Below are 14,514 nucleotides of genomic sequence, written 5' to 3' on the forward strand. Positions count from 1 at the left end.
AACTTCGGGAGCATTGGTATGTCTGAATCGAACGTTTCCCTCGAGGTGCTCGTCCGGCGGGCCCGCCTGCGTACGGCCCAGCGGGACGAGGCGGCCGAGGTCGTCCGACCGGCCACCGAGGTCGAGCTGACTCCCGTGCAGCAGGGGCTCTGGCTCAACGGCAAGTTGCGGGACACGGTCCAGGGGCAGTTGATCACCTGGGGCGCCCGGCTGGTCGGTCCCCTCGACGCGCGGGCGCTCGCCGCGGCGCTGCGGGAGCTGACCGTCCGGCACCCCCGGCTGCGCAGCCGGCTCCGGTCGGCCTCGACCGTCCCGACGCTGCGTGTCGTGGACGACGAGGGTGACATCCGGGTGGTGGAGCTGGCGGACGCGCCGGCGGACGACGAGTCGCCGGCCGAGCGCCTGGCGGCCATGGACGCCGCCGCCGACCGGGTGCTGGCGAAGCGGTGCACGATCGTCGACCCCGAGACCGGACCCATGTTCGTCGGTACGGTGATCACCGCCGGTCCCGATTTGGGCTACATCGGGATCGCCGTGCACCACCTCGTGTTCGACGGCCGGTCGCTCGGCGTCTTCCTGGCCGAACTCGCCGAGCGGTACCGGCTGCGGCGCGGGCACGGCGCGGCCGACCCCGCCGGACTGTCGCCGGTCGAGGTGCTGCCGCTGTCCGCGTCCGGGCCGGCTGTGTCGGCCGGCGACCTCGACTACTGGCGTGCGGACCTGGCCGCCGCCCCGGCGCCGTTGCAGCCGCGCCAGCCGGGTGACGCCGAGGCGCCGCCCCGGCACGACTTCGTGCTCACGCAGGCCGTGAGCCAGCGGATCCGCGACTGCGCGGCCCGGCACCGGGCCACCCCGTTCATGGTGCTGATGGCGGCCCTGGCGGTGACCGTCCGGCGCGAGGGCGGGCCCCGCGACGTGGTGCTCGGCGCGTTGCTGGACATCCGGGGGCCGCACGAGCAGCAGCAGGTCAGCTACCACCTGAACACGGTGCCGCTGCGGATCCGCTGGCGCGACGACGCGGGCACCACGTTCGCGGACCTGCTCGAACGGGCCCGCACCAGCAGCGTCGAGGCGATGGCCCGCCGGCACACCCCGTTGAGCACCATCGTCAGCGCCGTACGCGACGGCGGCACCCGCGCCGACGCGCTGACCCAGATCACCCTCGACTATCTCCACCAGGACGACCGCACGCTGACCCTGGACGGGCTGCACTGCACCGTACGCGAGCAGTTCGGCAGCTCGCCCGAGTTCGGGCTGGGCGTCATGGTGCTCGACGCCGGGGACCGCTTCGAGGTGTGCCTCGAGCCGGGCCCGCACTTCCTCGGACCGGACGGGGTGCGCCGCTTCGCCGAGTCGCTCGACGCCGTACTGGACGCGGCGACGCTGTCTCCCGACGCCCCGCTGGAGTCGGTGTCGGCCCGCCGCGACGACGCGCTGTTCGTGACGGCGGCGAGCCCCGCGGCGGCGTCCACGGCCGGCGGGGCCGCCGACGGGGACTCCGAGCGGTCGGCCGAGCTGACGGAGATCGTCCGTGCCGCCTACGCCCGGACGCTGCGACTGCCGGAGCTGCCCGGCCGCGACGTGGACTTCTTCGACCTCGGCGGCCAGTCGCTGCTGGCGATCCGTACCGCCCTGGAGATCGGCCGGAAGTCCGGCATGAAGGTCACCATCCGGGACATCTTCACCACCCCGACGCCGGCGGCGCTCGGGCGTCACCTGGCCGGCAGGGAGGCCGCCGCCACGGACAGCACGGGCCAGAACCGGTGACTGCGCTGTCCGCCAGCGTGGCCGGCACCCTGCTGGCCCGCGCGGAGCAGTCCCCGGACCGGGTGATCCTGCGGTACCTGGACGGCGCCGGGCAGATCTCCGAGCAGGTCACCTACCGCCAACTGGTCGACTCCGCGCTGGCGGCGGCGCGGCTCCTGACCGACGCCGGTGCGACGGGGCAACCGGTCCTGCTGCTGGCCAGGGCGGACCGCAACTTCCTCGACTGGTTCTTCGGCTGCCTGTTCGCCGGGGCCATCGCCGTGCCGATGCCGCCGGCGACCGGGCGGCACCGCATCGACCGGCTCGTCGGGGCCGCCACCGACGCGCAGGTCCGGGTGGCGGTCGGCCGGCCGAGCGCCGCCGCGGTCAACGCCCTGCCGGACGTACGCTGGCTGGCCCCCGACAGCCACCGGGAGGCGCCGGCACTACGCGGCGACGGCGTACGGGCGGCCGGCCCGGTGGTGCTCCAGTACACCTCCGGCTCGACCAGCCGGCCACGGGGCGTGATGCTCACCGACGAGTGCCTCCTGCACAACGTCGGCCAGATGGTGGCCACCTTCGACCTGCGCGAGTCGGACGAGATCCTGATCTGGCTGCCGCCCCACCACGACATGGGGCTCATCGGCGGTCTGCTCACCCCGGTGCTCAACGGCATCCCGGTCAGCGTGCTCGACGCGGCCGACTTCGCCCGGCGTCCGCTGCTCTGGCTGGAGACGCTCGCCGCGCGGGCCGCGACCGTCAGCGGCGGCCCGAACGCCGGGTACGAGACCCTGGCCCGGACGCTGGAGCAGGCCCCGTCCGACGTGGCCGGTCTCGACCTGTCCCGGTGGCGGGTCGCCTTCGTCGGCGCGGAACCGGTACAGGCGAGCACGCTGGAGCGCTTCGCGGCCGCCGCCGCCCCGTACGGCTTCGACCGGGCGGCGTTGCGGCCCTGCTACGGCCTGGCCGAGGCCACCCTGCTGGTCACCTGCGCGGCGGGACCACCCGACGTCACCGGTGACGCCGGCGCGACGACCCCACCGGTCTCCTGCGGTCCGCCGGTGCGCGACACCACGGTCCAGATCGTCGACGCCGGCGGGCTGCCGGTCGCCACCGGAACGGTGGGGGAGGTGCTGGTCGGCGGCCCCGGCGTGGCGGCCGGCTACTGGAAGGCCGACGCGGCGACCGACCGCGTCTTCGGCGCCACGGTCCCGGGTCTGCCCGGCCGCTTCCTGCGCACCGGTGACCTCGGGTTCCTCACCGAGGACGGGGAACTCGTCCCCACCGGCAGGGTCAAGGACCTGTTGATCGTGCACGGGCGCAACGTGTACCCGGCCGATCTGGAGCTGGCCGCGCAGCGGGCCGTCACCGACCGCCCCGTCGGCATGGCGGCGGCGTTCCACCTCGAGCACCTCGACGAGATCGCCGTGCTCGTCGAGTGCGGCAGCCCGGCCGACGACGCCGGCGAGCTGGCTGACGACGCCCTCCTGCACCGCGTACGGGCGGCGGTCGCGGCCCACGCGCAGCACCCGCCGGCGCTGGTCGGCATGGTCCGGATGGGCCTGCTGCCCCGCACCACGAGCGGCAAGATCCGCCGCGCCGACACCCGCGAGCAGTACCGCGCCGGCCGGCTCCGCCTCTCCGCCGAGCTGGCCGGGCAGGCCACCGTCGCCGACCCGGCGGCGGCCCGCGCCGTACGGGACGCCCTCGCCGAGGCCGATCCCGCGACCCGGCCCGCCATCGTCTTGGAGCACCTGCGGGACCTGCTCGGTGCCGCCGGGGAGGGCGACGACCCCGACGCCGGCGGCGTGGCCCGCTACGGGCTGGACTCCCTGGCGCAGATGTCCCTGGTCGTGCACCTGGAGACGGTGGCCGGCGGGCCGCTGTCGTACGCCACCGTGCTGCGGGCCGGATCGCTGGACGAGGTGGCCGAGACGGTCGCCGTGGCGTACCGCCCGGACGGGAGCGGTCCGGCGGGCGAACACGGGTCGCCGCAGGACGGGCCCGAACCACCCGCCGCCCCGCCGCCCGGCGTCCCGGCCCCGACGGGAAGCGCGGAGCAGGCCATGTACCTGCTGGAGCAGATGTCCCCCGGCGGCACCACGCTCGCCGCCGCCGCCGAGGTCGAGGGGGTGGACGCCGACACGATCGGGCGCTGGGTCGACGATCTCGTGGCCCGGCACGAGGCGCTGCGCACCGCCTACCGCAGCGACAGCGCCGGGCTGGTCCGGGTGGTCGTCCCCGTCGGCTCGTACGGCCCGGTGGTGCGCGTCACCGACGGCACGGGCTGGTCGTCGGCGCGGGTGGCCGACTGGCTGTCCACCGCCGACGAGGAGCCGTTCGACCTGGCCGTGGCGCCGCTGTTCCGCGTCGAGCTGCTGCGCCGGGGGCCCGACCGGCAGCTGCTGGTGCTCTGCGTACCGCACGTCGTCGCGGACTTCGCCGCGCTCACCGGGATGCTGTCGGAGCTGATGGCGGCCGGCGCCGGCCGTCCCCCGACGGCGGTGCCGCCGTCCTACCGGGAGCACCTGGCCGCGCTGGCGGACCATCAGGCGGGTCCGGCGGTGGCGGCGGCCGGCGACCACTTCGCCCGGCTGCTGCGCGGAATCCCGGCCACGCTCGCGTTGCCCGGCGCACCGGCGAGGCACCCGGTCGCCGACGCCGCCGCGGAGCTGGACTGCGACTTCGGTCCGGAGCTGACCGCACGGGTACGCGAACTGGCCAGCCAGGAACGGACCACCACCTTCGTGGTGCTGCTCGCCATCTACCAGGCGCTGCTGCACACCGCCACCGGCCAGTCCGGGATCGCCGTGGCGGTGCCGATGTCCGGCCGGACGGACCCACGGTTCGCCGACACCGTGGGCCTGTTCATGAACCAGGTGCCGGTGGTCAGCCGGCTGGGCGCCGGCACCACGCTGCGGGACCTGGTCCACGCGGCCCGCGACCAGGTGCTCACCGCGCTGGACCACCAGCGCTGCCCGCTGCCGGAGATCGCCGCCAGGGTCGGCGGCGCGGGACCGAGCACCCTCTTCGAGACCATGTTCGTCTACTACCAGGCGTCGCCCGGCCAGCGGACCGAGCTGGCCGCCTTCGCGGTCGGCGCCGACGCCGAACTGCGCGTGGGCGGGCTGACCTGGCGCTCGGTGCGGGTGCAGAAGTCCCGGGACACCCTGCCGCTGACCGTGGCAGCCGCGACCGGTCGGTCCGGGCTCCGGTTCGTCTTCCGTTACCTGGTCGAGCGCTTCGACCCGGCCGCCGTACGGCAGCTCGCCGAGGCGCTGCCGCGACTCGCCGCGCGACTGCTCGCCGATCCCGCCGCGCCGGTGGATCCCACCGTCGCGGTGGCGGCCGGGCCGCAGTCGTCGCCCGCCCCGACCGGGATCGACCGGACCGACCCGTCGGCGCCGGAGCAGCTGGTGGAGCGGCTGTGGCACAGCGTCCGGACCCATCCCCGCCAGCTCGCCCTCGTCGACGCCCACCGGCAGCTGACCTACGAACAGCTCTGGCGACGCAGCGGCGACATGGCGTCCGCGTTGCGGACCCGCGGTGTCCTGCCCGGCGACATCGTGGCGTTGATGCACACCCGCGACGTCGACGCGATCGTCGCCACCATGGCCGTCCTGCGGGCCGGGGCGGCGTACGTGCACCTGAGCCTCGACTCGCCGCTGCCCCGGCTGCGCCGCATCGTCGCCGACTCGGCGCCCCGGCTGGTGCTGACCTGTCCGCGCCACCACGAGGACGCGAGCAGCCTCGGCGTACCGGTGGTGCCGGTCGCGGAACTCGGCACCGGGGTGCGGGCGTCCGGCGTGGGGGAGGACCCCCTGACCGGTCCCCATCCGGAGCCGCTGCCGCCTCCCGACCCGGCCGGCACCGCCTACGTCAGCTACACCTCCGGCTCGTCCGGGCAGCCCAAGGGCGTGGTCGTGTCGCACCGAGCGGTGGCCCACGCCACCGACGCGTACGCCGACCGCCTGGCCATCGGGCCCGGGGACGTGGTGGCGGGGGTGTCGTCGCTCGGCTGGGACATCGTGGTCGGCGACGTCTTCGGTGCCCTGCTGCGCGCGGCCACCCTCTGCCTGGTGCCGGACGAGGTCACCGCCGACGGCGCCGAACTCGCCGCCTTCCTGGCCGGACAGCGGGTGAGCGTGCTCGCCACCACCCCGCACCGCTGGCGGCTGCTCCTCGACGCCGGTTGGCAGCCCCCGTCGGGCTTCCGGGCGGTCTGCGGCGGGGACGCCATGACGGTCGGCGACGCGGGCCGCTTCCGCGAGCTGGGCGTACACGTCTGGAACTTCTACGGTCCGACGGAGACGGTGCTCTGGTCGTGCTGCGCCGACCTGCGGCGGTGGGACGGGCAGGGACCGGTACCCATCGGGCACGACCTGACCGGCTACCACTCGTACGTCGTCGACGACCGGCTCGCCCCGGTGCCCGCCGGTGACACGGGCGAGCTCTGCGTCGGTGGGGCCGCCGTGGCCGACGGCTACCTCGGCGATCCGCGCCTGACCGCCAGCCGCTTCGTGCCGGACCCCCACGCGGGCGTGCCGGGGGCCCGGATGTACCGCACCGGCGATCTCGTCCGGATCCACGGTCGGGCCGGGTTGACCTTCGTGGGTCGGGGCGATGACCAGGTCAAGGTGCGCGGACACCGGGTGGAGCTGGGCGAGGTCGAGGTCGCCATCGCCGGCCTGCCGGGGATCGCGGCGGCGGCCGCCGCGGCACTGCCCGCCGCCGGCGCCGGCCCCGCGGAGCTGGTCGCGTTCGTGGTGGCCGGCCCGCGTGGCCGGCCGGAACAGCGCTCCCTGCTGCGCGCCATGGCCGACGCGCTGCCCCGCTACATGCTGCCGAGCCGGGTGGTCTGGGTGCCCCGCCTGCCGGTGACGGCGAACGGCAAGCTGGACCGGGCGGCGCTGCGCGGACTGACCGGCGAGTCGGCGGTGACCGCCGGAACCTTGCCGACCACCCCGACCGAGCGGCTGGTCGCGGAGGTCTTCGGCACGGTGTTGCAGGTCGATCCGGTCTACGCCGACGACGACTTCTTCCTCATCGGCGGGCATTCGCTGCGGGCGGTGCAGGCTGCCGCGCAGCTCGCCGCGCGGGCCGGCGTGCCGGTCTCGGTGCGGACGCTCTTCCTGCATCCCACGGTCGCGGCGCTGGCCGCGCAGATCGACGGTGCGGCCGGCCAGGACCGGTCCGGCGGCGCGGCCGACGCGCCCCCGCACGTCACCGGCGGGTCCGGCGAGGTCACCCCCGGGCAGTACCGGCTCTGGTTCGACCACCTCCTGGGCGGCCGGGACGCCGGCATGGTGCTGCCCTTCCTGGTCCGGGTGGACGGCCGGATCGACGGCCCCGCGCTGCGCGACGCCTTCGACGTCCTCGTGGACCGGCACGAGTCGTTGCGCACGGTGGTACGCACGGAGGACGGCGCCCCCCGACAGGTGCCGGGCCCCCGCCCCGTCCTCCGGCTGGTGGCGGTCGGGGACCCGGACGACGGCGCCGCCGAGCGTCTCGGCCGGCGGCGGTGTGCCGAGCTGCTCGACGAGGCGTGGCAGCTGGCGGTGGGGCCGCTGGTGCGCTGCGAGGCGTTGCTCGCCGCCGACCACGCGGTGCTCGTGTTCGTGGTCCACCACGCCGTCTTCGACGGTTGGTCGGCCCGGGTGCTCTTCGAGGAGTTCGGCCGGGTCTACACCGCGTTGCTCGACGGCACCGCACCCGACCTGCCCGCGCTGCCGGTCACCGCGTACCAGGCGGCCGAGTTGTTGCGGCGGACGCGGGCGGGGGCGGCCGACCGCGAATCCCTGGACGCGCTGGTGGGACGGCTGCGCGGGGCGCCCCGGCTCCGGCTGCCGGGGCCGTCCGGTCCGAACCCGGCGCCGCCCGGCGAGCAGGCCCGCAAGCGTCGGCAGTCGATCGGCGACAGCGCGCACCGCGCCGCCCGGCGGCTGGGTGCCACCCCGTACGCCGTGGTCACCTCGGCTCTCCTGGTGGTCCTGCGGGACCGGTGCGGGCAGGACGATCTGGTCGTCGGCCTGGACCTGGCCGGCCGGGAGCGGGTCGAGCTGGAGTCCCTGGTCGGCTACTTCGGCAACCAGCTCCCGATGCGGGTGGACCTCGGTGGCCTGCGCCGCCTCGACGAGGTGGCCCGGCGTGTCGGCGCCGAGGTGCGCGACCTGCTGGGCCACCAGAGCGTCGGCTACGAACAGCTGGTCGCCGAGCTGCGCCGCACGGGGTCGGAGACCACCGGCGGCCTGTTCGACGTCAAGGTGGTCCACCAGTACGTGACGGGCCGGTTGGTCGACCCGGCCGGCCGTACGGAGTTCAACCTGCTCGACAGCGGCTGGGCCTCCCCGGCCAACCCGGTGGGGCTGTGGGTGTGGGACGACGGTGGGTCCGCGGTGCTGGAGCTGCACCACCGGTTGGACGCCTGCGCCCCGGCGTGGGCGGATGACGTGTTCGACCAGATCGTCGCGGTGCTGGGCGCCGTGGCGGACAACCCGGAGTGTGAGGTGGCGGATCTGATGGGCAGGTCATCGGCGACGGACGACACGGGGGAGGACTTCCCGTCCTTCGACGACATCGAGATCACCGAACTCGGTGGCCCGGTCGAACCGGCGGTCGAGGTGCGGCGGGCCGGCGCGACCAGCGTGCTGATGGTCAGCGGGGAGGGCTCGGCGCGGGAGTGGCTGGCCGGCCATCCCGACACCTGGCGCGACGGCCTCGACGAGCACGGCGCGGTCCTGCTGCGGGGCTTCGGGGTGGACGACCCGCAGCGCCTGGCCGAGGCGGTGGCCGAGGTGTTCGGGGAGCCGTACCAGACGACTGAGCACCCCCGCCAGGTGCTCGGCGACCGCGTGGTGATGCCGATCGACTACCCGGCGGAGCTGGAGCTGTACTGGCACAACGAGGACTCCTTCAACCGGACCTGGCCGGCCCGGATCGCCTTCGCGTGCCAGCAGCCGGCCGAGGAGGGTGGCGAGACCACCGTCGTGGACGGACTCGCGGTCCTGCAGGCGATGGACGCCGACACCCGTAAGCGGTTCACCGAGCTGGGCGTCTGCTACGTGCGCCGGTTCCTGCCGGGGCTGGGGCTGCCCTGGACGGCGGTCTTCGGCACCGACGACCGTGACGAGGTGACCCGGCAGTGCGCGGCGGACGGCGTGAGCGCCACCTGGGACGGCGACGTGCTGACCACCCGCGCGCACCGGCCGGCGGTGCTCCCCGACCGCCAGGGCCGGCCGGTCTGGTTCGCCCAGGTGCTGCACTGGCACGAGTACTGCCTCGATCCCGAGACGCGGCTCCAGCTCGCCGCCGCGCTCGACGGGGTGATGCCCCGCTCGGTCACCTACGGCGACGGCACGCCCATCCCCGAGGAGGTCGTAGCCGAACTGATCGACATCAGCCGGGCGAACGAGTGGCCCGCCCCGTGGATCCGCGGTGACCTGCTGCTGGTGGACAACCGGCGCATGGCCCACGGTCGGCGTGCCTACCGGGGCCAGCGCAGGATCATGGTGTCGTTGGGTGACCCGCAGCGTCAGTGAGCGCCCTGCGGTTCGCCTGTCGTCTCGTCGACCTCGTCCAGCGTCCGGCCCGGATCGGCCAGGAGCCGTTGGGCGAGGTCGACGAAGCGTCGGGCGAACTCCTCGACGGTCGAACGGTGGAACAGCGCGGTGCTGTAGGTGAAGAGGCACCGTAGCCTCTCCTCGGTCACCCCCACGTAGAGTTCGAGGTCGAACCGCGCGCTGGTGGTGCCGTCCAGCCGGAACGTCCGGACGGTCACGTCGTGCCACTCGGACGTCTCGTCGTCCGTACCGTCCTGGTCGAGGTCGAAGCTGAGCTGACAGAGCGGCCGGCGGCTGTAGTCCCGGGGCACCCGTAGGTCGGTGATCAGCTGCTGGTACGACACGTTCTCGTTCTCGTGCGCCAGGAGCACCTGCTCGCGTACCTGCTCCAGCACGTCGCGGAAGGTGTCCTTGTCGCTGAGCCGCACCCGCACGGCCAGGGTGTTGACGAAACACCCGATGACGTTCTCGACGTCGGGGTCGGTCCGGCCGGACAGCGGCGTGGCCACGGCGAGGTCGTCCTGGCGCAGGTACCGCCGCAGCAGCACGAAGTAGACCGACAGCATGGCCATGTAGGGGCTGACCCGTTGCTCGCGGCACAGCTCGCGCAGGGCGGTGACCGCGGGCTCGGCGACGGTCGTCTGCACGGAGCTGCCCTCGTACGACAGTTCGGCGGGGCGGGGGTTGTCGCCGGGCAGCTCGGTGGGGGTCAGGTCGGCGAGGTTCTCGCGCCAGTACTCCAGTTCCTCGCTGTCGCCGTCGTGGTCGTCGGCGCGTTGCCAGAGCTGCGGGTACTGGCGTACCTCGGGCAGGTCGACGGCCTCACCCCGGGCCAGTGCCCGGTAGGCGGCGCCGAGCTCGTGCTCGAAGATGGGCGCCGACCACCCGTCGAACACCAGGTGGTGGACGTCGACGTACAGGACGTGGTCGTCCTCGGCCAGCCGGATCAGGGTGGCCCGGACCAGCGGGCCCTCCTCGATGTCGACGGGGACCTGGGACAGCTCGTCGATCAACGCCTTGGCCTGCTCGACCCGTCGCGACGGTGGCAGGAGGTGCGAGAGGTCGGTCTCGGCCAGTGACAGGGGCTGGGTGCGCGCCACCCGCTGCCACGGTTGGCCCTCCCAGTCCATCGGGAACGTCGCGCGCAGGCTGTCGTGCCGGTCCACCACCACCTGTAGCGCCCGGGCCAGGTGGTCGGTGCGCACCGGGCCGGTCAACCGCCAGGTCAGCGGGATCGTGTACGCGCTGGACTCCGGGGCGATCTGCATGGTGAACCACAAGCGCTCCTGCACGGCGGAGAGCGGGTAGTCGACGTGGGCGCTCATCGTTGCTCCGTTCGGTATCTGGCGGCCAGGGTCCGGTCCGCCGCCGGGACGGGCGGGTGGTCCGGACGAGGCCGGTCACCGCGGCCACCAGAGTCGGTGAAGATCCAGCGATCCCGGACGAGGTTACAAGCGTCCCCGCGCTGGTCGGCGGGCACCTCCGCCTCGTCCCGGACCGTCACCAGGCCATTTGCCCTACGTGAGGGGCGGTGGCTGGGCCGCGCCGCCCGTCCATATGGAGGTACGCCGATTGACAAAGTTTGGAATCTAAACTTAATCTGCGGTCGCGATCGGGTGTCGGCCGCGTTCGTGGTGGCGCCTGCCGCGATCCCGTCCCAGCGGCATCCCAGGCGAGGAGCGTCATGGCCGAGACCCGAGGTACGACGAGAAGGACCCGATGGCGGCTGAGCCTGTTCACCGGCGCCCTCACCATGCTGGTGGTGAGCCTCGGCCTGACGTTCGCGGTGAGCGCCCACGCGGCCGCCGGCTGTCGGGTGGCGTACTCGGCCAACCAGTGGCCCGGGGGCTTCACCGCGAACGTGGCCGTGACCAACCTCGGTGACCCGATCGACGGGTGGCGGTTGACCTGGACGTTTCCCAGCGGGCAGCAGGTGACCTCGGCGTGGAACGCCACCGTCACCGCCGCCGGCGCCGACGTCACCGCGACCAACGTCGGCTACAACGCCGCTATCGGCACCAACGGCACGGTGTCGTTCGGCTTCAACGGCTCCTGGTCGGGCGCGAACACCGCCCCCACGTCGTTCGCGCTGAACGGCGTCACCTGCACCGGCGGCGTCGGCCCCACCACGGCCCCGCCGACCACCGCCCCGCCCACCACCCCGCCACCCACCACCCCGCCACCCACCACGCCGCCGCCGACCGGTGACCCGATGGCCTACGTGGCCGCGATGCAGCCGGGCTGGAACCTCGGCAACACCTTCGACGCGGTCGGCAGCGACGAGACGGCCTGGGGCAACCCACGGGTCACCCAGGCGCAGCTGGACGCCGTCCGGGCGCAGGGCTTCAACAGCATCCGGATCCCGGTCACCTGGAGCAACCACCACGGCCCCGCGCCGGCGTACACCATCGATTCGGCGTGGCTCAACCGGATCAGGGAGGTCGTCGGTTGGGCCCTCGCCGACGGCTTCTACGTGATGATCAACATTCACCACGACTCGTGGCAGTGGATCAACGCGATGCCGTCCGACCGGACCACCGTCCTCAACCGCTACAACGCGCTCTGGACCCAGATCGCGGCCGCGTTCCGGGACGCCTCACCGAGGCTGCACTTCGAGAGCGTCAACGAGCCGCAGTTCGCCAACAGCTCCGGCGACGCCCAGAACGCGCAACTGCTGCACGAGCTCAACACGTCCTTCCACCGCATCGTGCGGGCCTCCGGCGGCAACAACGCCACCCGGATGCTGGTCCTGCCGACCCTGCACACCTCGGCGGACCAGGCCCGCGTCGACGAGCTGACCAGCACCTTCACCCAGCTGGGCGACCGCAACCTGATCGCCACCGTGCACTTCTACGGCTACTGGCCGTTCAGCGTGAACGTCGCCGGGGGCACCCGCTTCGACGCCACCGCCCAGAAGGACCTGACCGACGCCTTCGACCGGGTGCACAACGCCTTCGTGGCCAAGGGCATCCCCGTGGTGATCGGCGAGTACGGCCTGCTCGGCTTCGACCGGCACACCGGCACCATCCAGCAGGGCGAGAAGCTGAAGTTCTTCGAGTTCCTCGGCTGGTACGCCAGGACGAAGAAGATCACCACGCAGCTCTGGGACAACGGGCAGCACTTCAACCGGCTCACCTTCCAGTGGAAGGACCCGGAGCTGTTCGCGCAGATCAGGTCGAGCTGGACCACGCGCTCCGGGACGGCGTCGTCCGACCAGGTGTACGTGCCGCGTACCGGCTCGATCACCGCCAGGACGCTCGCCCTGAACCTGAACGGCACCACCTTCCAGGGGCTGTACCAGGGTGGCACCGCGCTGGCGCAGGGCACCGACTACACCGTGTCGGGCAGCCAGCTCACGCTGACGGCGGCGGCGCTGACCCGGCTGGTCGGCAACCGGGCGTACGGCGTGAACGCCACCCTGCAGGCGCGGTTCTCCGCCGGGGCGCCGTGGCGGATCGACGTGCTCACGTACGACCCGCCGGTGTTGTCGAGCGCGAGCGGGAACACCACCTCGTTCGCGGTGCCCACCCAGTTCCGTGGTGACCAGCTCGCCACGATGGAGGCGAGGTACGCCGACGGCCGCAACGCCGGCCCGCACGACTGGACGCCCTTCAAGGAGTTCGACGTGGCCTTCGCCCCCGACTATCCGGGCAACCGCATCACGCTGACCGACACCTTCTTCGCCGCCGTCGACGACGGTGCCCGGGTGACCCTCACGTTCCACTTCTGGAGCGGCACGACCGTCACCTATCACGTCACGAGGTCGGGCAGCAGCGTCACCGGTGTCACCGCCGGCGCCGCCCGGGTGGGCTGACCCGGCACCGGGGTCTCCCGGCCGCGACGGGCCGTGACCGCCAGCCGGTCACGGCCCGTCGGGCGTACCCGATCGGATCATTCGGCGCGGTCCCTGCCACCCGCCGTCGCTCCGGCGGGGCGGGCGCGGGCGGGTTCGCTGAAGGTGCTGACGCCCGGGACCAGCAGCGTGAGGGCGCTGGCCGCGGCGGTCAGCACGGCCGCGGCGACGAGGGTGGGCCGGATCCCGAACGCCGCGACCGCGGGGCCGGTCAGGGCGTAGCCGACCGGCAGCAGGGCGAAGGCGCTGAGCTGGTCGAGGGCGAGGGTCTTGCCGAGCACCTCGGCGGGGATCTCGCGTTGCAGGGCGGACAGCCAGTAGAGGAAGTAGATCTCCACGACGAATCCGCCGGCGGCGAAGCAGAGCGCCGTGACCGGCAGCGGCAGGGCGAAGGCGAGGCTGGCGGGCAGGGCGGCGTAGGTGGTGAGGGCCAGCATGCTGACCGTGCCGGGTCGCCGGGGCCGCCACCGGCCGGCCAGCGCGATGGCCGGCAGGGCGCCGGCGGCGGCAGCGGCGAGGACGACCCCGTAGGCGAGTTCGCCGCCGAGGCGTTCCGCGGCGACCAGCGGCAGCAGCGTCAGGCTGGGTGCGGTGCCGGCGAAGAGCTGGACCGCCACGGCGGCCATCACGGCGGCCACCCAGGGACGGCGCCGGACGGTGGCGATGCCGGCCGCGGCGTCGGCCAGGACGCTGGTCCGGGGCCGGGTGCCGGCGGCGAGGTCGCGCACGCCCAGCACCGCGAGGGCACCGGTCGCGAAGAGGAGGGCGGCCAGGCCCAGCGCGGCGTCGATGCCGATGGCGGTGACGATCGCGGCGCCGGCGAGCGCCCCCAGCAGGGTCGCGAAGCGCTGTACGGCGGAGACCAGGGCGTTGCCGCGTACCAGCAGGTCGGCGGGGAGCAGCGCCGGGACCAGGGAACGCATGGCCGGCCGGGACAGGGACTCGGCCACGCCGGACAGCGCGGTGACGACGCCGAGCGCGGCCAGGGGCAGGCTGTCGAGGCAGAGCAGCGTGCCGAGGACGATGGTGGTGCGCATCAGGTCGGCGGTGAACAGGATCCGGGGCCGCGAGACCCGGTCGGCGAGGATGCCGCCGGCGAGCAGGCAGACCACCAGGGCGATCGCCCGGCCGGCGAGGATGACGGCGATGGTGCCGGCGCCGGCACCGCGCTGTACGGCGTACAGCGCGAACGCCACCGGCAGGATCTGGTCGGCGATCGCCCCGGCGGACTGACTGGCCCACACCCGCAGGAACAGCGGGTGCTGGCTCAGCTTCTCGCCGCTGCCGGTGGCGGTGCCGGTGGGCGCGCTCATGGCGTGGGGTGCGTCCGGCGGTGGCCCGCACCGGTGCGGCCGG

Annotated in this window: 5 protein-coding genes; 3 read left to right on the plus strand and 2 right to left on the minus strand. The window is 73.9% G+C overall.

Annotation, left to right across the window (positions count from 1 at the left end; translation table 11 throughout):
* Positions 1–18: 18 nt before the first annotated feature.
* Both ACGFIR_RS25975 and ACGFIR_RS25980 read left to right on the plus strand, forming a co-directional pair.
* A complete protein-coding gene (locus tag ACGFIR_RS25975) occupies positions 19–1,767 on the plus strand; it encodes a condensation domain-containing protein (RefSeq protein ID WP_393147677.1) in 1,749 nt (582 codons plus the stop codon).
* Positions 1,764–9,284, plus strand: coding sequence for an amino acid adenylation domain-containing protein (locus tag ACGFIR_RS25980; protein WP_393147679.1), 7,521 nt, complete (start codon positions 1,764–1,766; stop codon positions 9,282–9,284). Before ACGFIR_RS25975 ends, ACGFIR_RS25980 begins: the two co-directional genes overlap by 4 nt.
* On the opposite strand, the gene ACGFIR_RS25985 is transcribed toward ACGFIR_RS25980, so the two are convergent.
* Positions 9,278–10,630 (minus strand): condensation domain-containing protein, encoded by a 1,353-nt coding sequence (locus ACGFIR_RS25985; protein ID WP_393006809.1) that lies wholly within the window; start codon positions 10,628–10,630, stop codon positions 9,278–9,280. The two genes, ACGFIR_RS25980 and ACGFIR_RS25985, sit on opposite strands and share 7 nt — an antisense overlap.
* Before the next feature lie 428 nt (positions 10,631–11,058).
* Between ACGFIR_RS25985 and ACGFIR_RS25990 the strand changes: the two genes are divergently transcribed.
* The gene (locus ACGFIR_RS25990; RefSeq protein ID WP_393147743.1) at positions 11,059–13,119 is read left to right on the plus strand and encodes a cellulase family glycosylhydrolase; all 2,061 of its coding nucleotides are present in this window, start codon (positions 11,059–11,061) and stop codon (positions 13,117–13,119) included.
* Between the two features lie 77 nt (positions 13,120–13,196).
* On the opposite strand, the gene ACGFIR_RS25995 is transcribed toward ACGFIR_RS25990, so the two are convergent.
* On the minus strand, positions 13,197–14,471 hold the full coding sequence (locus ACGFIR_RS25995) for an MFS transporter (RefSeq protein WP_393147681.1): 1,275 nt from the start codon (positions 14,469–14,471) through the stop codon (positions 13,197–13,199).
* Positions 14,472–14,514: the final 43 nt, after the last annotated feature.

The sequence above is a fragment of the Micromonospora sp. NPDC049051 genome, assembly GCF_043197575.1.
Lineage (GTDB): Bacteria > Actinomycetota > Actinomycetes > Mycobacteriales > Micromonosporaceae > Micromonospora.